Source organism: Janthinobacterium sp. GW821-FHT03A03, assembly GCF_059421435.1.
In genome coordinates this window covers 37,711-57,581 of the sequence record NZ_JBWKUZ010000022.1, presented here as the reverse complement: position 1 = coordinate 57,581, position 19,871 = coordinate 37,711, and the positions used below count along the sequence as shown (strand labels likewise).

The following is a 19,871-nucleotide window of genomic DNA, read 5'->3' as shown; positions in this document are numbered from 1 at the left end:
ATTGCCCAGTGGAGACATCATGCCCTTCCCCTACCTTGCACGCCTACCCGCTTCGCTGCTGGCCGCCAGCCTGCTCACCCTGGCGCCAGGCAGCACGCACGCCGCCACGGCCATCAAGCCCGCCGCGACGGGCGATGCGCCCGCCCTGCCAGCCTATCAGGCCGACCTGCGCCAGACCACCGTTTCCGGCCTGTCCTCGGGCGGTTTCATGGCCGCGCAGTTTGCCGTCGCCTATTCGGCCACGGTGGCCGGTGCCGGCATCATCGCCGGCGGCCCGTATTTCTGCTCGGGCCAGCCGGGCCGCTTCCCCTATATTCCCTACCTGACGAATGCCCTGACCACCTGCATGAATCCGGGCAGCGCGCAAGTGGCCCCGCCCGTGGCCAGCGCATTGCTGCGCGCGGCGAACGATTTTGCGCGCGCTCGTCTCATCGACGATACCGCCAACCTGAAGCGCCAGCGCGTGTACCTGTTCAGCGGAACGAAAGACCAGACCGTGACGCGACCGGTGGTGGAGCAGGTGGGGAAATTCTATGAACTGGCGGGCACGCCGGCGGCGCAAATCCGCTTCGTCGACACGGTCGGCGCCGGCCATGCCATCATCACCGACAACAATCAGGACAAGGCCTGCGAGGTAACGGCATCGCCCTTCATCAACGACTGCGACTTCATGCAGGCGCGCGACATCCTGCAGCATCTGTACCCGGATCTGCAACCCTCGTCAGCAGCACTGACGGGCAAGCTGATCGCCTTCAACCAGCGCAGCTTCATCCAGAGCTCGTACTCGAGCATGAGCAACACCGGCTACGCCTACATTCCGAAAGCCTGCGACAGCGAGAGCTGCCGCGTGCACGTGGTCTTCCACGGCTGCCTGCAAACGACGCAGGCAATCGGCAACCGTTTCTACACCAGCACCGGCTACAACCAGGTAGCCGACGCCAACAAGATCATCGTGCTGTACCCGCAGGCCGAGCCGAGCCCCGTCTATCCGTACAACCCGAAAGGCTGCTGGGACTTCTGGGGCTACACCAGCCTCAATCCGATCGATCCGGATTTCTACACGCGCAGCGGCACGCAGATGGACGCGGTCAAGCGCATGCTGGACCGTTTAGGATCGGCGCGCAGCAGCCGTCGATAGGCACGTAAGGGATACTTGAAAAATCGCGGCAAGCGGCGCCGATGAGCGGCGCCGCTGCTTTAATCAGGCATCCTGGATCCCGCCCATGCAGATATACTTGACGACCAGGTAGTCCTCAATGCCGTAGGTCGACCCTTCGCGGCCCAGGCCCGATTGCTTCACGCCGCCGAAGGGCGCTATCTCGTTCGAGATCAGGCCCGTGTTGACGCCGACCATGCCCGTTTCCAGGCCTTCGGCCACGCGCCAGATACGGCCGATGTCGCGCGAATAGAAGTAGGCGGCCAGGCCGAATTCCGTGTTGTTCGCCAGAGCGACGACTTCATCGTCCGTCGTGAAGCGGAACAAAGGCGCCAACGGGCCGAAAGTCTCTTCAGTGGCCACGCGCATGTCGTTCGTCACATCGGCGATGACGGTCGGCTCGAAAAAGCCGTTGCCCAGCGCATGACGCTTTCCGCCGGCGAGCAAACGCCCGCCCTTGGCCAGCGCATCGGCCACGTGCTCTTCCACCTTGGCGACGGCCTTGGCGTCGATCAGCGGGCCTTGCGTGACGCCAGCCTCGATGCCATTGCCCACCTTCAGCCTGGCCACAGCGGCCACCAGCTTGTCGGCAAACGCATCGTACACGCTGTCCTGCACGTACAGGCGGTTGGCACACACGCAGGTCTGGCCCGCATTGCGGTATTTCGAAGCAATCGCGCCTTCCACGGCCGCATCCAGGTCGGCGTCGTCGAAGACGATGAACGGTGCATTACCACCCAGTTCCAACGACAGCTTCTTGACCGTCGGCGCGCACTGTTCAAACAGCAGACGCCCCACCTGCGTCGAGCCGGTAAACGTCAGCTTGCGCACGATGGGATTCGAAGTCATCTCGCCGCCGATGTCTTTCGGCGCGCCGGTGACGATGCTGAACACGCCGGCAGGCACGCCCGCGCGCTCGGCCAGCACGGCCAGCGCCAGTGCGGAAAACGGCGTCGCTTCGGCAGGTTTCAGGACCATCGGGCAGCCGGCGGCCAGAGCCGGGCCGACTTTGCGCGTGATCATGGCGGCGGGGAAGTTCCACGGGGTGATGGCGGCGCACACGCCGATCGGCTCCTTGGTCACCACCAGGCGGCGGTCGGGCCACGGCGATTGCAGCGTCTCGCCGGAGACGCGCTTGCCCTCTTCCGCAAACCACTCGATGAACGAGGCGCCGAACTGCACTTCGCCCTTCGCTTCCGGCAGGGGCTTGCCCTGCTCGGTGGTCATGATCAGCGCCAGGTCGTCGGCGTTTTCCAGGATCAGGTCATGCCAGCGGCGCAGCACGGCCGCGCGCTCCTTGGCCGTCTTCTTGCGCCAGGCGGGCCAGGCGGCATTCGCCGCCTCGATCGCGCGGCGCGTCTCGGCCGCGCCCATCAGGGGCACGGTGCCCAGATGCTCGCCCGTGGCGGGGTTGCTCACGTCGAGCGTCTGGCCGCCATCGGCATCGACCCAGGCACCGTTCACGTAAGCCTGGTGGCGCAACAAGGTAGGATCTTTCAACTGCAGCATGTGGATCTCCGGTCTGGTTTGAATTATCGACGGGGGATACTATGCCACAGCACGGCCGATTTCGCAGGCGCGGCGCGGATTTACTCGACCTTGAAGGACGACAGTTTCGGGTCCGGCGCCGGGTATTCCAGCTTCATGCCCTGCAGGGTTTCCAGCAGCAGCGAGGCCACCACGAGGTTGCGCTGGGTCTTGGAATTGGACGGCACCACGTACCACGGCGCGTGATCCGCATCGGTTTCGCGGATCGCCGTTTCATAGGCGCGCTGATACGCATCCCACTTCTTGCGCTGGGCGATATCGTTGGGATCGAACTTCCACTGGCGGTCCGGGTCGTCGAGCCGCTCCTGCAGTCGCCCCCGTTGTTCATCCTTGGAGATATGCAGGAAGACTTTCAGGATGACGGTACCCGTTTCGCTCAGCATGCGCTCGAAATCGCGGATCTGCGCATAACGGCGCTGGCATTCGGCCTTGTCGATCATGTCCTGCACGCGCGTGATCAGCACATCCTCGTAATGGCTGCGGTTGAAAATGGCGATTTCACCCTTGACCGGCACATGCTGATGCACGCGCCACAGGTAATCGTGGGCCAGTTCGATATCGGTGGGGCCCTTGAACGCCACGGCACGGATGCCCATCGGGTTGATATTGCTGAAGATGGCCTTGACCGTGCCATCCTTGCCCGAGGTATCCATGCCCTGCAGGACCAGCAGCACCTTCTTTTTGTGCTGCGCGTACAGCATGCTCTGGCACTCGGCGATCTGCGCCGTCAGCGCCACGGTTTCCTCGCGATCGATGGCCTTGCACTGGGCTGCCGTCAGCTTCTTATTGGCCGCCTTGGTGGCGGCACCCAGCAGCCGCTTGCCGGCGAATTCCTCATTCAGCTCGAAGCCCTTCCCGGCGCGAAATTGCGTGCGGGCCTTCATGCCGCCACCGCCAGCTTGCGGTGCTCGATTTTTGTGCAATGATCCATCACCACCTCCAGCCCCGCTGCCCGCGCCAGCTGCGCCGCTTCGTCATTGATGACATCGAGCTGCAGCCACAGACAGCCGGCCTTGACGGCGATGGCTTCCTCGGCGATCGGCAGGATGTCTGCCGGCTTGCGGAAACAGTCGACGATATCGATGCGCGCCGGCGCCACTGCGGCGGCGGCCTGCGTCAGGGTGGCGTAAGCGCGCTGGCCCAGCACGTCGCGCCCGGCCAGGGCCGGATTGACGGGCAATACGCGGTAACCATGCCGCAGCAGGTAGTCGGCCACTTCGTGGCTGGCGCGTTCGGGCTTGTCGGACATGCCGACGATGGCGATGATGCGGCTGTCTTGCAGGATGCGGGCGATGTTGGGCATATTCGGGTCGTGGTTAAGCGTGCGACATTGCCCGTCTAGCGTAGCAGATTCCCGTCCCGCCGGGAGCTAGCCAGAAGACTTGGCCATACGCACGACCGCCATCTGCGCCACGAAGGCTTGTGCGCGCGCCGTCACGGCCGCGTAATCTCCCGTGGCGCCCGGGCCACTGAGGCTGCTGCCGATGCCTACGGCCACCGCGCCGCTGGCAAACCATGCATGCAGGTTCTCCACCGTCACGCCGCCCGTCGGCATCAGCGGCGCTTGCGGCAACGGTGCGCGCAGGGCCTTGATGTAGGCGGGGCCGAACATCTCGGCGGGAAAGACCTTGACGATGTCGGCGCCCGCCTGCAGGGCCGTGACGATCTCCGTCGGCGTCATCGCCCCGGGCATGGCCAGCACCTGGTAGCGCTGGCACAGCGCGATGGTGTCGACGTTCACGCCGGGCGAAATGATGAACTGGGCGCCGGCCAGGATGGCGGCGCGCGCCGTCTCCGTATCGAGCACCGTGCCCGCGCCCAGCAGCACCTCAGGACCATGGCGTTCGCGCAGGGTGCGCAGCACGCCCAGGGTATCGGGCGTGGTGAACGCCACTTCCAGCGCCGTGATGCCGCCGGCGATGCACGCCTCGGCAATCTGCAGCGCCGCATCGGGCGAGTCGGCGCGCACGATGCCGACCATGCCCCGTTCGATAATGCCCTCGAAAACTGCATGCTTTTGCATATGCTCTCTCCTGTCAGGCCGGCAGGGCGCCAAAGCGCACCTCCGGCAAACCGCGCACGTCCACCTGGCGCGCATGAAACAATCCTCCGGCCAGCGGTTCGCCCGCCAGCTGGGCCGGGGTCAGGCTTTCCTGCGCCGTCGTGACGAACAATTCGTCGTAGTGCGGGCCGCCCAGGCTCACGCAGCTGGGCTGCGACACGGGCAAGGCTATCGCCCGCTCAACGCTGCCGTCCGGCGCGAAGCGCAAGACCCGGCCGGCGCCCCACTGCGCGCTCCACAAGTGGTCATCCGCATCGATGGTGGCGCCGTCGGCCGCGCCCGGCCCCGGATCGAGCACGGCAAACACGCGCACCCGGCTGGCATCGCCGCCCAGGTAATCGTCCCAGCGGTAGATCGCCTTCTTCATCGAGTCGCAAAAATACATGGCCGTGCCATCAACGCTGAAGCAGATGCTGTTCGAGATGGCGATGGGCGGCAGCGGCAGCCGTTCCAGGCTCAAGTCCAGGTTGAGGCGGTAGAAACTGGCGATCGCATCGCGGCAGGAGCGCTCATCGAGCGTGCCGAAGACAAAGCGTCCCTGGCGGTCGCAGCGGCCGTCGTTCAGGCGCGTCATGGGGAAGTCTGCCTCCACGGTGTGCAAGGGCATGACGGCCCCGCTGCGCGCGTCAAACCACGCCAGGCGCGAAGCGAGGCCCAGCAGCAGCACGTCGTCGCGCTCCGTCAGCGCGAAGCACGCCAGGCGCTCGGGCATGTCCCAACGCTGGCGTTCGCCCGTGGCCAGCACCAGCGCATGCAGCTGGCAGCCTTCGATATTCGTCCAGAAAACGCGGCCGCTGCGCTCGCACCAGCGCACGCCCTCGCCCAGGAAATTCTGCGCATCGACCAGTAATTGGGCCTGTGTCCCCATTTTTTTTCCTTTTTAGTGTGACTCGCGCGGCACGGCCGAACCCCGGCAGCCAACGAGGAAGTCCAGGTCCGCGCCTTCGTCGGCCTGCGTCACGTGCTTGATGTACATCGACTGGTAGCCGCCCTGCATGGCCGGTGGCGGCGCGCGCCATTCTTCGCGCCGGCGCGCCAGCTCGGCCTCGTCGACGTCCAGGTGCAAGCGCCGTCCCGCCACATCCAGTTCAATCATGTCGCCATCGCGCACCAGCGCCAGCGGCCCGCCCACGGCCGCTTCCGGCGCCACGTGCAGCACCACCGTGCCATAGGCCGTGCCGCTCATGCGCGCGTCCGAGATGCGCACCATGTCGCGCACGCCCTGCTCCAGCAGTTTTTTCGGCAATCCCATATTGCCCACTTCGGCCATGCCCGGATAGCCCTGCGGGCCGCAATTTTGCAGCACCATCACACAGCTGGCGTCGATGTCGAGCGCGGGGTCGTCGATACGCTTTTTATAGTGTTCGATGCTGTTGAAGACGACGGCGCGGCCACGGTGCTGCATCAGCTCAGGCGACGCGGCGGAAGGCTTGATGACGGCGCCGCGCGGGGCCAGGTTGCCCTGCAGGACGGCGATGCCGCCCTCGTCCTTGAATGGCTGCGCCAGTGGCGTGATCACCTCGGGATTGAAATTTTCCGCCTCGGCCACGTTGACGGCCATGCTGGCGCCCGTGACGGTGAGCGCCCCGCCATGCAATTTGCCCAGCAGGTCGCGGATGATCACGGGCAGGCCGCCCGCATAATAAAAATCTTCCATCAGGTACTGGCCCGAAGGCATCAGGTTGAGCAAACAGGGAATGTCACGGCCCAGGCGGTCCCAGTCGGCCAGGCGCATGTCCACGCCGATGCGCCCGGCAATGGCCAGCAGGTGGATCACGACATTGGTCGAGCCGCCGATGGCGCCGTTGACCATGATGGCGTTTTCAAACGCTGCGCGCGTGAGGATCTGCGACAGCTTCAGGTCTTCATGCACCATGTCGACGATACGCCGGCCCGTCAGCTGCGCCTGCAGTTTGCGGCGCGCATCGACGGCGGGAATGGCCGCGTTGCCGGGCAGGGTCACGCCCAGCGCCTCGGCCATGCTGGCCATGGTGGAGGCCGTGCCCATGGTCATGCAGTGGCCGGCGGAACGCGACATGCACGATTCGGCCTGCTTGAATTCGTTTGAGGTCATGCGCCCTGCCCGCACGTCTTCGGAAAACTTCCACACGTCCGTGCCCGAGCCGATCGGCTTGCCCCGGTAATTCCCGTTCAGCATGGGACCGCCCGACAGCACGATGGTGGGCAAGTCCACGCTGGCCGCGCCCATCAGCAAGGCCGGCGTGGTCTTGTCGCAGCCCGTCAGCAGCACCACGCCGTCAATGGGGTTGGCGCGGATCGATTCCTCGACATCCATGCTGGCCAGGTTACGGAACAGCATGGCCGTCGGGCGCAAATTCGTCTCGCCCAGCGACATGACGGGAAATTCGACGGGAAAGCCGCCCGCTTCGAGCACGCCGCGCTTGACCATCTCGGCCAGGTCGCGGAAATGGCCATTGCAGGGCGTCAGCTCGGACCAGGTATTGCAGATGCCGATGACGGGACGGCCATCGAAGGCGTCGCCGGGATAGCCCTGGTTCTTCATCCAGCTGCGGTGAATGAAACTGTCCTTGTCGTCGCCGCCAAACCACGCTTGCGAACGCAAGGGATGCTTGTTCTTGTTGCTGCTCATACTGTCTCCTGCCGGGAAATCAAGCCGCGCGCGGCGGCGATCAGCAGCGCACCGTGGCCGGCCAGATTTGCCTGCTGCTGGTCGTCGACGATGATGCGCTTGCCATAAAAAAATCCGTGTTCTTCGATCAGTAGCCCGAGCGCCTGGCGCAACATGGGCTTGCCGGTGATGACGAGCGGCGTATCGGGCCGCATCTGGATGGCGGTGCTGTTGCGCAGCGCCAGCAAGTCGCCGCTGAGCACGGCGCCCATCAAAAAATTGGCCCGCTCATTGCATTCGATGGCGCTGAACTGGCCCAGGGTGCGCACGCTGAAGCAGGCGCGCGCCAGCCCCGTCTTTTGCGCCGCCGCCGCGCCGGCCAGCAGCATTTTCGGCACCAGGGTCTGCGCAAAACCGCCATCGACCGATTGCTTGATCAGGGTGTGCTGCGTGATCGCCTGCAGCAATTCTCCAGCGATGGTGGTGCTGCAACCGAGGATGCGGCGCTGCTCGTCCACGCTGATCAATTTGGTATGCGAACCGGGCATGATCAGGGTCGCCGCACTCCGCAATTGCAGGCGCTCGAGCAGCGCTACCACTTCCGTCTCTTCGCCGCGCATCATGTCCATCGCCTCGACGTTATGCAGGCCGACGGCGCCATGCTGGTTGCGCACGCCGGGAATCAGCCACAGGGGCTGCGCCAGCACGTCGGGCAAGTCCACCGCCTGCATGCCTTGCGCCAGCTGGGCCAGGCCGGCGGGCGCCGGCAAATGCGGCACTTCCTGCATCCCCATGGGCGAAGTGATCATGCCCGAGGCCAGCGCCAGGTCCACGGCGGTCGGCGCGATGCCGGCGCTGGCCAGCACGCTGGCGATGGTGTCGCGCAGCGCCTGTTTCAGCGCGCCGTTATGGCCATCGATGGCGGTATTGCGCACGCCCGTTTCCAGCTGCGCCTGGGCGACGACGGCGCCTGCGCGCCACAGCAAGGTACGCGTATTGGTGGTGCCGGCATCGATGGTAAGTATGTTCATGGGCAGGTTCGCAGCGTCGGTCAGGACAAAATAAATGAGGGAAAAACTACCCCATGGTAGAACTGCCCCGCATATCTGACCAATCACTTATTTGACATCATTGATACCGGTTCGGATATGTCAAACGCGTCGAGATCCTGCACGCCCAAGCGGTAGGCGAGCTGGAACCCCATCACCTGTCCCGGCTGCATTTGCACGCCCTGCGCCAGCAGGGAAAAACAGCGCGCATCGGAATACAGATGGCAGCTGTCCTGGGTGCTGGAAAAACGCAGGACCCGGCCGGAAGCGGGGTCGGCAACCCGCGCCGCCTCGCGCAGCGGGCCGCTGCCCGTCCAGTAAAAGTCATGCCGGAATCCCGGCAAGTTCACCAGCGCAGGCCAGGCCAGGCGTGAAGCGAGCGGCGCCGGTTGGCGGAAGTCAAACGCGCTGCCCGCCACATCGAGCGCAGCGTCGCCCGCGCAGCCGCCGGGCCAAGGCCCAGGCCGGTAACGGTCCGCGGCCAGGCGCAGCACATGGTCGCCCACGGCGGCGCGGCCGCCCTGCAGGTTGAAGCGGGGCGCGGCAAGCGCAAAACGGGAAACCGTATCGGCCGTGGCGGCGCAGTCGAGGTGCAGGCTGCCATCGTCGTCAAGCCGGTAGGCCAGGCGCACCGACAGGCCGTCGTGCGCCAGGTGCAGCAGCAAGCGGCCGTCGTCCGGCGGCGCGCACTGCCAGCCCGCAGGCGCACGCGCCGCAGGGGGCGCGGCGCCCAGCACGTCGGCCAGGCGGCCATAACGGTCGGGCGCCCACCAGGCCCGCACGCTGGCGTCGTGCGCGTCGATGGCCACGCGCATGCCGCGCGCATTGCGCAGCAGATGCATCATGGCGCCTGCCCGGGCGCTGGCGGCGGCCGGCTGCGCTGCTGGAATTCGCGCGGCGTGCAACCGAGTTCGCGCTTGAAGACGGCGTGCATGTACTGCACCGTGGTAAAGCCGCAACGCACGGCCACCTCGGCCACCTGCCCCGGCCCGTGCGCCAGCAGGGTCTTGGCCGCATCGAGCTTGAAATGCAGGATCTCGTCGTGCACGCTGCGCCCCAACTCGTGGCGGAAGTGCGCTTCGAGCGAGGAGCGTGACACGCCCACGTAATCGGCCACCTGCTCCGTCTTGATGCCCTGGCAGGCGTACTGGCGGATGAAGTGGCGCGCCTGCATCACCTGCGGATGCTGGAAGGGCTGGTGGCGCGTGGAAGCGAGCACGTTCAGGCCGGCCGGCGGCACCAGGATGCGCGTGCCGGACAGGCGCGCGCCGTTGAGCATCTGGTGCAGCAAATGCGCGGCCGTGCGGCCCATTTCCTCGGTGCCCTGGATCACGGAACTCAAGGGAATGCGCGTGAGCATGCGCGCCAGCGGGTCGTTGTCGATGCCGATCAGGGCCACTTGCTCCGGCACGGCGATACCCGCGTGCATGCACGCTTGCAGCAGCTGGCGCGCGCGCGCGTCGCTGACAGCGATGATGCCGACGGGTTTTTCCAGGCTGTTGAGCCAGGCGATCTGCTGCTCCACCGCCTCGTCCCAAGACGGCGCGCTGGTGGCCACGCCCCGGTACACGTCGGCGCGCATGTGGTCGCGCTCCATCAGGGCGCAAAACGCTGTTTCCCGTTCCTGGGCCCAGCGGTTGACATCGGCCTCGGGCAGGCTGAAACAGGCAAAGCGGCTCAGGCCCGCTTCCACCAGGTGTTCATAGGCCAGCTTGACGATCTTGAAATTATCGGTCGCCACATACGGGATGCCGGCCGGGTAATCGTCCGCGCGCGCATACGAGCCGCCCACGGCCACCACGGGCAGGCGGCTGTTTGACAGCGCCGCGCACACGGCGGGATCGTCGAAATCGGCGATGATGCCGTCGCCCTGCCAGCGTTCGATGCCGGGCAGGCGGCAGCGGAAATCCTCTTCCAGGAACAGGTCCCACGACACGCGCGTGGTGTTCAGGTAGGCGGCGATGCCGGCGATGATGTCGCGGTCGTAGATTTTATTCCCGTTAAACAGCAGCGCGATCCGGTGCGCGGTCGGTAATTTCATGCTGGTGTCTCCTCCATGTGGCGGCCGCGACGTATTTTCGTCCCTGGCTGCCGGTCGCGCATCGGTTTTACCGGCGTCCCGCCCTTGTACTGACATCGACCCAGACGGCGAGGGTCAGAATACTGCCTTTCACGATCATCTGCCAGTAGGTGTCCACGTCCAGCATGGACATGCCGTTATCGAGGCTGGCCATCACCAGCGCGCCGATCAGGGCGCCGTACACGGTGCCCGAACCGCCGCGCATCGAGGTGCCGCCGATGAAGCAGGCGGCAATCGCATCGAGTTCGCTGAAAGTGCCGGCCGACGGCGAACCGGCCGCCAGGCGGCCCGTGTTGATCAGCCCCGCCAGCGCGCACATCAGGCCCATGATGCCGAATATCCACAGCTTGACGGCTTTGACGTTGATGCCGGACAAACGCGTCGCTTCCATATTGCTGCCGACGGCGTAGATGCGGCGGCCGAACACAGTCTGGCTGGTGATGTAGCTGAACAATCCCAGCAAGGCCAGCAACAGCAGCACGGGCAGCGGGATGCCTTCATAGCCGTTCAGGGTCCGCACGAAGGCATACAGCACGGCGCCGATGACGGCCAGGCGCAGGCCGTCGGCCCAGGGCGCCGTCTGCGGCAAGCCATGCCGGGCGCGGCTGACGCGCGCGCGCCACGTCAAAAAGGCGGCCAGCAGGAACAGGCCGATGCCCAGCACGATGCCGGGCACCGCGGGCAGGTAACCCTGTCCCAGGTAGACCATCGGCTCGGAGACGGGGGCGATCGTAATGCCGCCCGTGATGCCCAGCAGGATGCCGCGATATGCCAACATGCCGCCCAGGCCGACGATGAAGGACGGAATACCCCGGTATGCCGTCAGGTAGCCATTCAAGAGGCCGATCACCAGGCCGCAGCCCAGCACCGCCATCAGGTTCAGCGCCAGCGGCCAGTGCTGCGTTACGTCCAGCACGGCGGCGATGCCGCCGAGTAGCCCCAGCAGGGAGCCGATCGACAGGTCGATCTCGCCGGCGATAATCACCAGCACCATGCCGCAGGCGAGGATGCCGGTGACGGACATCTGGCGCAGCAGATTCGACAGGTTGCGCGGCGTGAGGAAGCTGCCCTGCGTCTTCCACGAAAAGAAGGCCCAGATCAGCGCCACGGCGATCAGCAGGGCCAGCATCTTGTATTGGGTGAACAGCTGTTTGATACTGTGCGGTTTCATGCTGCGGGTTCCTTGTTTGCTGTATTGGCGGCGAGCGCCGGGCGCTGATCCAGCGCTGCCGCCAGCACGGTTTCCTGGCTCAGGCCATCGTTGATAAAGTCGCCGCGCAGGCGGCCTTCGCCCATCACCAGCACGCGGTCGGACACGCCCAGCACTTCGGCCAGTTCCGACGAGACCATGATGATGGCCACGCCCCGGTCGGCCAGCGCCAGCATCAGTTTGTAGATTTCATATTTGGCGCCCACGTCCACGCCGCGCGTGGGCTCGTCGAGGATCAGCACGCGCGGGCGCGTCAGCAGCATCTTGGCCAGCACGGCCTTTTGCTGGTTGCCGCCCGACAGGCTCGTAATGGGCAACGACGGGCTGGCCGCCTTCAGTTCCAGCTGCGTGATCTCGCCGCGCACGGCCCTCAATTCCGCCTCGCCATCGATGCGCGTGACACGCGAAAATTCCTCCAGCACGGCCAGGGTGATGTTCTGCCCCACGTCGAGGTCGGGCACGATGCCATGATGTTTGCGGTCCTCCGGCACCATGGCCAGGCCCATGCCGATGGCCTTTTGCGGGGAGGAAGTGTCGATGCGGCGGCCATCGAGCCACACTTCGGCCTGGCAAGGCCCCTGGTAAGCGCCGAACAGGGCCGAGACGAGCTCCGTACGCCCCGCCCCCACCAGGCCGGCGATGCCTAGGATCTCGCCACGGCGCAGGGTGAACGACACATCGTCGACCCGCTTGCGCTGCGGATTGTCGGCATCGATGCAGCTCACGTGGCGCGCCTCGAACAGCACCTCGCCGATGACCGCTGGCTGCGCGCGCTGCGGGTACAGCTGGCTCATTTCGCGGCCCACCATCTGCGCGATGATGCGCTCGACGTTCATCTGCGCCATCGGCGTGGTGGCGATATGCTTGCCGTCGCGAATGACGACGATGGTGTCGCAGATGGCCGCCACTTCATCGAGCTTGTGCGAAATATAGATGCAGGTGACGCCCTTGGCCTTCAGCGCGCGCAGGATATCGAGCAACACGGCGATTTCCGACGCCGTCAGCGACGACGACGGCTCGTCGAGTATCAGCAGGCGCGCGTTCTTGTTGAGCGCCTTGGCGATTTCCACCAGCTGCTGGTGACCGCCGCCGTAATTCATCACGGGCATCGCCACGTTCAGCTCGGGTATCTTCAATTCGCGCAGCAGTTCGTCCGCGCGCTTGTACATGGCCGCGTAATGCATGCGCCCGCCCGGCAGAGTGAGCTCGCGGCCCATGAAGATATTCTCGGCCACGGACAGCTGCGGCACCAGCATCAGTTCCTGGTGGATGATGATGATGCCCGCGTCTTCCGTGTCGCGGATCGATTGCGCGCGCAGGGGCTGGCCATCCCACAGGATCTCGCCGTCCCAGGTGCCGTGCGGGTACACGCCGGACAGCACCTTCATCAGGGTCGACTTGCCGGCGCCATTCTCGCCGCACAGGCCGATGCACTCGCCGGCCCGCACCTGCAGGTCGATGCCGTCAAGCGCGCGGACACCGCCTACGCGGACGTCGCCAAACTGTTTGACGATGCCTTTCATTTCAAGCAGATAGTCGGACATGCTCACTCTCGTTGCGGATTAACAGAAATCATGGGTCAGTCCCTGCGGGATCGGAGTGCGCCCCATTGGGGCGTACTCCCCCGGCGGGTCTGACCCCAGCTTTTAGTTGCCCAACTGAGCTTTGGTATAAAAACCGTCATCGACGAGAATGTTCACATTCGCCTTGGTCAAGGGCGTGGGTTTCAGCAGTACCGTGCTGACCTTTTTCAGGCCGTTGTCATAGCTGGAGTTGTAGGCCGGCTTTTCATTGCGCGCCAGTTGCACGGCCAGCCTGGCCGCTTCAGCGGCGATGGTTTTCAGGGGTTTGTAGACGGTCATCGACTGCGTGCCGGCGATGACGCGTTTGACCGCCGCCAGATCGGCGTCCTGGCCCGAGACCGGCACCTTGCCGGCCAGTTTTTGCGCGGCCAGGGCCTGGATGGCGCCGCCGGCCGTGCCGTCGTTCGAGGCGACGATGGCGTCGATCTTGTTGCCGTTGGCCGTCAGCGCGTTTTCCACGATGGACAGCGCTTCGGTGGCGCTCCAGTCCTTCACCCACTGCTGGCCGACGATCTTGATGTCGCCCTTGTCGATGAACGGTTTGAGCACCTTCATCTGGCCTTCGCGCAGCATCTTGGCGTTGTTGTCGGTCGGCGAGCCGCCCAGCAAGTAGTAATTGCCCTTCGGCTGCAGCTTGGTCACGCCTTCGGCCTGCATCTCGCCCACTTTCTCGTTGTCGAACGAGATATACGCATCGATATCGGCGTTCAGGATCAGCCGGTCATACGACAGCACCTTGATGCCGGCCTTTTTCGCTTCCTTGACGGTGTTGTTGAGCACAGTGGCGTTGAACGGCACGATCACCAGCACGTCCACGCCGCGCGAGATCAGGTTTTCGATCTGCGAAATCTGGCGCTGTTCGCTGGCGTCGGCCGACTGCACGAAGACCTTGGCGCCCTGCTTTTCGGCCGCGGCGATGAAGAAGTCGCGGTCGCGCGTCCAGCGCTCGACGCGCAAATCGTCGATGGAAAAGCCGATCTTCGGGTTTTTCGCATCGGCCAGGGCGGCGCTGCTGCTCAATGCCAGCACGGCGGTCATGATGGCTGCACTGATGATCTTGTTCATTGTGTGTCTCCTTGTGGATTTTATTAACGACGTTTTTTTAACTGCGGGTGCTGCTGAAAAATGTGGCGATGCCGGTGTTGTCGGGTTACGCGCGAAGCGCTAACCCGACCTACGTGCTGCGACTGCTAATGGTTGTGACGCGGCAGGGTCTGTCCCACGGCGCGGTATTTCAGGGCCAGCTCCATGCAGGCGCCCGTTTCCAGCTGGCCCACGCTGGCGCGGTAGATTTCCTGCCACGGCGTGGCGCTGTCGTTGACGGGCGGCGGCAGTTCCTGGGCGCGGCGCGCCAGTTCAGCAGCATCGACCAGCATGTCGCACTGCCCCCCGTTCAGGTCCACGCGGATGATGTCGCCCGTGCGCAGCAGCGCCAGGCCGCCGCCCACGGCGCTTTCCGGCGATGCGTTCAGGATCGAGGGACTGTCCGAGGTGCCCGACTGGCGCCCGTCGCCCAGGGTCGGCAGGTTCAAAATGCCCGCCTTGAGCAAGGCATCGGGCGGCTGCATGTTGACCACTTCGGCCGAACCGGGCCAGCCCACGGGACCGGCGCCGCGCATGACCAGCATGCAGCTGTCGTCGATATTGAGCGCCGGGTCGTTGATGCGCGCGTGATAGTCGCTTGAACCGTCAAAGACGATGGCGCGCGCCTCGAACACGCCCTCGCTGCCGGGACGTGACAGATAGCGCTCGCGGAAAGCGGGCGAGATCACGCTGGTCTTCATGATGGCGAAGTCGAACAGGTTGCCCTGCAAGGCCATGAAGCCGGCCTTTTCCTTCAGCGGCGCGGCAAACGGGCGGATCATCTCGCGGTCCGCGCTTTCACGGCCCGCCAGGTTCGCCGCCATCGTCTGGCCCGTGACGGTAGGCCGCTCGGCATGCAGCAAGCCCGCCTGCTGCAGCTCCCACATCACGGCCGGCACGCCGCCGGCGCGGTGGAAGCGCTCGCCCAGGAATTTGCCGGCCGGCTGCATGTTCAACAGCAGCGGCACGTCGTAGCCGTGTTCCATCCAGTCGCTCGAATGCAGTTCCACGCCCGCATGGCGCGCCATGGCCATCAGGTGCGGCTGGGCGTTGGTGGAGCCGCCGATGGCCGCGTTGACGATGATGGCGTCCAGGAAGGCCTCGCGCGTGAGGATGCTCGACGGGCGCACGTCCTCATGCGCCATGCCGACGATGCGGCGCCCCGTTGCATAGGCGATCTGACCCCGCTCGCGGTACGGCGCGGGGATGGCCGAGCAGCCCGTCAGGGACATGCCCAGCGCTTCGGCCAGCGCATTCATGGTCGATGCCGTGCCCATGGTGTTGCAGTGGCCGGCCGACGGCGCCGAGGCGGCGGCGATCTGCAGGAATTTGTCGTTGTCGATCAAGCCGGCGGACAACTGGCGGCGGCCCTTCCAGATGGCCGCGCCGGACCCGACCAGTTCGCCGTCCATCCAGCCGTCGAGCATGGGCCCGCCCGACAGCACGATGGCAGGAATGTCCACCGTGGCCGCGGCCATCAGCTGGGCCGGCGTGGTCTTGTCGCAGCCCGTCGTCAGCACCACGGCGTCGATCGGGTAGCCATGCAGGATTTCCACCAGGCCCAGATAGGCCAGGTTGCGGTCCAGCGCGGCCGTGGGACGGCGGCAGTTTTCGAAGATCGGGTGCAGCGGGAACTCCATCGGGATGCCGCCCGCGTCGCGGATGCCGTCGCGCACGCGCTGCGCCAGCTCCAGGTGGATGCGGTTGCAGGGACTGATATCGCTGCCGCTTTGCGCGATGCCGATGATGGGCCGGCCCGAACGCAGTTCCTCGGCCGTGATGCCGTAGTTCATGAAGCGCTCGAGGTACAGCGCCGTCATGTCGATGTGGTCGGGATTGTCGAACCAGTCCTGCGAGCGGAAGCGCCGCGCCTGGCGGTTGCCTGGGGTGCTCATGCGCCGTACCAGCCGGCGTCGACATAGTATTCGCGGCCGGCGCACTTGGCCGCGTTGTCGGACGCGAGGAACAGCGCCAGCGCCGCCACGTCTTCCGGCTCCACGCGCGTCTGCAGGCATTGTCCCTGCAGGATCACGGCTTCCGCTTCCGGCGTATGCCACAGCCGCTCCTGGCGCGGCGTGCGCACGGCGCCGGGAATGATGCAGTTGACGCGGATGCCGTCAGCACCCAGGTCGCGCGCCAGTCCACGGGTCAGGCCCTCGATGCCCGCCTTCGCCGTCATGTAGATCGACAGGTTCGCCTGCGCCAGGTGCCAGGAAATCGAGCCCAGGTTGAGGATCACGCCGCTGCCCTTGGCGCGCATGGCCGGCGCCACTGCCTGGGCGCAGAAATACTGGTGGCGCAGGTTGACGGCGATGCGCTCGTCCCAGTAGGCGGGCGTAACATCCCGCAGCTGGTGGCGGTCGTCATTGGCCGCATTGTTGACGAGGATATCCGTGGCGCCCGCGCTGTGTTCGATCTCGGCGAAGGTGGCGGCCAGGGCTGCCAGGTCCGTCAGGTCGCAGTAACGGAAAACGGGCGACTGCGGCAGGTGCGCCAGCTTTTCCTGCAGCGCCAGCGACGCCTCGCGGGCGATATCGAGAAAGGTGACGTGGGCGCCCTGGCGCGCGAACGCCTCGACGATGGCCACGCCGATGCCGGTGCCGCCGCCCGTGATGACGACGCGCTGACCTGCCAGGCTGGGGTAAGTTGCATGCTGCATGGTGTCTCTCTGTTTAAGAACGCTTAACCAAACCTATTGCGCGTCGAGATTTGCGGCCTCCGATGCTCACTGACTCGGCGTCCCCGTGCATGCGCACAGCTCCGCTTCTCAGCCACAACTCTCATCCGCTCGCTACGGTTTTGTTAAACGCGTTCGAAGTTAATAAATAATTAAAGCAAACCGCGTCGGGCCAGGTTCTGGTACAGCGCGCGCACGCCAAACGTCCAGGGGGCAATCTCATCGCAGCGCTGCACTTCATTGACCAGCGCGCCCAGCGCGGCGCTGGCAATCGTCACGCGGTCGCCCAGGTGGTGCGTAAAGCCGCCGCCCTGCGCGCCGCGGTCCTTCACGGGCGAGAACATGGTCCCCAGGAACAGCATGAAGCCGTCCGGATACTGGTGGTACTGGCCTGCCGTCTGGCGCACGAGGTCGAGCGGGTCGCGGCTAATCTCGCGCATGAAGCTGGCGCCTTCGAGCACAAAGCCGTCGTCCGCGCCCTCGATCAGCAGCGACACTTCCGCCTGGCGCACGGTGTCGAGCGTGTAGTGTTCGTCGAACAGGCGAATGAAGGGGCCGATGGCGCAGGAACCGTTGTTATCCTTGGCCTTGCCCAGCAAGAGGGCGCTGCGCCCTTCGATGTCGCGCAGGTTGACGTCGTTGCCCAGGGTCGCTCCCAGCACCTCGCCGCGGCTGTTGACGGCCAGGACGATCTCCGGCTCGGGGTTGTTCCAGGCAGACGATGGCAGCAAGCCCACCTGCGCGCCGCAGCCCACCGACGACATCGGCTGCGCCTTGGTAAACACTTCCGCCTCGGGGCCGATGCCTACTTCCATGTATTGCGACCAGGCGCCGCGCTGCTGCAGCTGCTGTTTCAGGCGCTGCGCCGCCTCCGAGCCCGGTTTTAATGCGGACAAGTCGCCGCCCAGCGTCGTTTGCAGGGCGGCGCGCAGGCTTGCCGCGCGCGCCGCGTCGCCGCCCGCCTGTTCCTCGATCACCCGTTCGAGCAGGCTGACGGCGAAGGTCACGCCGCAGGCCTTGACGGCCTGCAGGTCGCACGGCGCCAGCAGCAAAGGCTCGCCGGCCGGCGCGGCCAGCGCCTGCGCCAGCAGCGCCTGCACGGGACCGAGCGCGATCCCGGGTGCATGGCGGGCGATATCGAGCGCATCGCTGCGTTCGAACAGCCCGGACACCGTCGCTGCCGTCTGCGTGATGTCGATCACCTCGCCGCCGCGCACGGCGATGACGCAGGGGCCGTCACGCCAGATGCGGCCGATGAGGAGCGCCTGCGCCAGTTCGGCGGGCAACAGGGAGGCAGGGGAAATCGGCTGCATGGCAAGCTTTCAAAAGGTCGTGACGGGATGGCTGGTCTTCAAGTCCGGACCGATTCTGCGCGCCGCCCTGTGTCGCCGCAATTACGAAAATCACCAAATTGAATGATGATTATTGGTATTGCAGCGCACAAAAAAAAGCCGCCGCCCGGCCTGCGCTGCCGCCCTGTCCGCAGGCGGGAAGGGGCGCTATGGCGCATTGCATCAATTGGCCCATCGATATCGTTTTGGATATCGCCAATGCGAAAAAAGTGATTGGTGAGGGATGGATGGACAAACTAGTATCAGCCGTGGCCCGCAATCGGCCATTCGCACGGAGCCCGCCCACTGGACGACGGCCCTGGCACATTCAACTATCGAAGACGGTGGAGACCTGAAATGAAAACAACAATGAAAATGCTGACCGCGAGCCTGGCGCTGGCCATCTCCGGCATGGCGGCAATACCCGTGGCAAGCGCCGCCGACAAGGGCGCGATCGGCATCTCGATGCCAACCAAGTCGTCCATGCGCTGGATCGCCGACGGCGACAACATGGTCAGGGTATTCAAGGAGCGCGGCTACAAGACGGACTTGCAGTTTGCCGACGACGACATCCCGAACCAGCTGGCGCAGGTGGAAAACATGATCACCAAGGGCGCCAAGGTGCTGGTGATCGCCGCCATCGACGGCACCACCTTGTCGAACGTGCTGCAAAAGGCGGCCGACAAGGGCATCAAGGTCATTTCGTATGACCGTCTGATCCGCGGCACGAAAAACATCGATTACTACGCCACCTTCGACAACTTCCAGGTCGGCGTGCTGCAAGCGGGCTATATCGAATCGGCGCTGAAACTCAAGGAAGGCAAGGGCCCGTTCAATATCGAACTGTTCGGCGGCTCGGCCGACGACAACAACGCGCACTTCTTCTACAACGGCGCGCTGTCGGTCCTGAAACCGTACATCGACAGCGGCAAGCTGGTGGTGCGCTCGAAGCAGATGGGCATGGAAAAGGTCGCCACCCTGCGCTGGGACGGCGCCGTGGCGCAGGCACGCATGGACAACCTGCTCAGCGCCTACTACGGCAATGCGCGCGTCGACGCGGTGCTGTCGCCATATGACGGCTTGAGCATCGGCATCCTGTCCTCGCTCAAGGGTGTCGGCTACGGCACGCCGAAACAGCCCTTCCCCGTCGTCACGGGCCAGGATGCGGAAATCCCGTCGGTGAAATCGATCATCCGCGGCGAACAGGCATCGACCGTGTTCAAGGACACGCGCGAACTGGCCAAGGTCACGGCCAACATGGTCGACGCGATGATGAGCGGCAAGGCGCCGGCCGTCAACGACACCAAGACCTATAACAACGGCGTGAAGGTCGTGCCGTCCTACCTGTTAAAACCGGTCACCGTCGACAAGGCGAACTGGAAGCAGGTGCTCGTTACCGGCAGCGGCTACTACACGGAAGCGCAAGTGAAATAAGCATCCATGCTACTGAAGGCCCGGCACTGCCGGGCCTTTCGCTTCACGCACGATCAAGAACAAGACTG

The 19,871-nt window shown here is 65.1% G+C and carries 17 protein-coding genes; 2 read left to right on the top strand and 15 right to left on the bottom strand.

Features of this window, described 5'->3' with window-relative positions:
• Positions 1–19 precede the first annotated feature (19 nt).
• Positions 20–1,138: an extracellular catalytic domain type 2 short-chain-length polyhydroxyalkanoate depolymerase gene (locus AC07VI_RS25580; RefSeq protein WP_086144341.1), complete on the top strand. Its 1,119-nt coding sequence runs from the start codon at positions 20–22 to the stop codon at positions 1,136–1,138.
• Positions 1,139–1,201: 63 nt separating this feature from the next.
• On the opposite strand, the gene gabD is transcribed toward AC07VI_RS25580, so the two are convergent.
• The 15 genes from gabD to AC07VI_RS25505 form a co-directional block, all read right to left on the bottom strand.
• Positions 1,202–2,665, bottom strand: coding sequence for an NADP-dependent succinate-semialdehyde dehydrogenase (gene gabD / locus AC07VI_RS25575; RefSeq protein ID WP_086144340.1), 1,464 nt, complete (start codon positions 2,663–2,665; stop codon positions 1,202–1,204).
• Between the two features lie 80 nt (positions 2,666–2,745).
• Positions 2,746–3,588, bottom strand: coding sequence for a PPK2 family polyphosphate kinase (locus AC07VI_RS25570; protein WP_099419497.1), 843 nt, complete (start codon positions 3,586–3,588; stop codon positions 2,746–2,748).
• Complete coding sequence (locus AC07VI_RS25565) at positions 3,585–4,007, bottom strand: CoA-binding protein (protein WP_086144339.1); 423 nt, start codon at positions 4,005–4,007, stop codon at positions 3,585–3,587. Before AC07VI_RS25565 ends, AC07VI_RS25570 begins: the two co-directional genes overlap by 4 nt.
• Positions 4,008–4,073: 66 nt before the next feature.
• The gene (locus AC07VI_RS25560; RefSeq protein ID WP_099374830.1) at positions 4,074–4,727 is read right to left on the bottom strand and encodes a bifunctional 2-keto-4-hydroxyglutarate aldolase/2-keto-3-deoxy-6-phosphogluconate aldolase; all 654 of its coding nucleotides are present in this window, start codon (positions 4,725–4,727) and stop codon (positions 4,074–4,076) included.
• A gap of 13 nt (positions 4,728–4,740) precedes the next feature.
• Positions 4,741–5,634, bottom strand: a complete 894-nt coding sequence (locus AC07VI_RS25555) for an SMP-30/gluconolactonase/LRE family protein (RefSeq protein ID WP_492992062.1) — start codon at positions 5,632–5,634, stop codon at positions 4,741–4,743.
• Between the two features lie 12 nt (positions 5,635–5,646).
• Positions 5,647–7,377: an L-arabinonate dehydratase gene (gene araD, locus AC07VI_RS25550; RefSeq protein WP_492992061.1), complete on the bottom strand. Its 1,731-nt coding sequence runs from the start codon at positions 7,375–7,377 to the stop codon at positions 5,647–5,649.
• Entirely contained in the window at positions 7,374–8,387 is a 1,014-nt protein-coding gene (locus tag AC07VI_RS25545; RefSeq protein ID WP_086144335.1) for a 2-dehydro-3-deoxygalactonokinase, read from the bottom strand. The genes araD and AC07VI_RS25545 overlap by 4 nt, the downstream gene beginning before the upstream one ends.
• An 83-nt stretch (positions 8,388–8,470) precedes the next feature.
• Positions 8,471–9,250, bottom strand: coding sequence for an aldose epimerase family protein (locus AC07VI_RS25540; protein WP_099374828.1), 780 nt, complete (start codon positions 9,248–9,250; stop codon positions 8,471–8,473).
• Positions 9,247–10,446, bottom strand: a complete 1,200-nt coding sequence (locus AC07VI_RS25535) for a XylR family transcriptional regulator (RefSeq protein WP_099419500.1) — start codon at positions 10,444–10,446, stop codon at positions 9,247–9,249. Before AC07VI_RS25535 ends, AC07VI_RS25540 begins: the two co-directional genes overlap by 4 nt.
• 67 nt (positions 10,447–10,513) lie before the next feature.
• Positions 10,514–11,656, bottom strand: a complete 1,143-nt coding sequence (locus AC07VI_RS25530) for a sugar ABC transporter permease (RefSeq protein WP_086144332.1) — start codon at positions 11,654–11,656, stop codon at positions 10,514–10,516.
• A complete protein-coding gene (gene xylG, locus AC07VI_RS25525) occupies positions 11,653–13,239 on the bottom strand; it encodes a D-xylose ABC transporter ATP-binding protein (RefSeq protein WP_099374826.1) in 1,587 nt (528 codons plus the stop codon). Before xylG ends, AC07VI_RS25530 begins: the two co-directional genes overlap by 4 nt.
• A 102-nt stretch (positions 13,240–13,341) precedes the next feature.
• A complete protein-coding gene (gene xylF / locus AC07VI_RS25520) occupies positions 13,342–14,316 on the bottom strand; it encodes a D-xylose ABC transporter substrate-binding protein (RefSeq protein ID WP_086144436.1) in 975 nt (324 codons plus the stop codon).
• 152 nt (positions 14,317–14,468) lie between these two features.
• On the bottom strand, positions 14,469–16,256 hold the full coding sequence (locus AC07VI_RS25515) for an IlvD/Edd family dehydratase (RefSeq protein WP_492992055.1): 1,788 nt from the start codon (positions 16,254–16,256) through the stop codon (positions 14,469–14,471).
• Positions 16,253–17,020, bottom strand: coding sequence for a D-xylose 1-dehydrogenase (gene xylB / locus AC07VI_RS25510; protein WP_086144329.1), 768 nt, complete (start codon positions 17,018–17,020; stop codon positions 16,253–16,255). Before xylB ends, AC07VI_RS25515 begins: the two co-directional genes overlap by 4 nt.
• Positions 17,021–17,190: 170 nt before the next feature.
• Complete coding sequence (locus tag AC07VI_RS25505; RefSeq protein ID WP_086144328.1) at positions 17,191–18,351, bottom strand: fumarylacetoacetate hydrolase family protein; 1,161 nt, start codon at positions 18,349–18,351, stop codon at positions 17,191–17,193.
• A 429-nt stretch (positions 18,352–18,780) separates the two neighbouring features.
• Between AC07VI_RS25505 and chvE the strand changes: the two genes are divergently transcribed.
• Positions 18,781–19,803, top strand: a complete 1,023-nt coding sequence (gene chvE / locus AC07VI_RS25500; RefSeq protein ID WP_301178798.1) for a multiple monosaccharide ABC transporter substrate-binding protein — start codon at positions 18,781–18,783, stop codon at positions 19,801–19,803.
• Positions 19,804–19,871 lie beyond the last annotated feature (68 nt).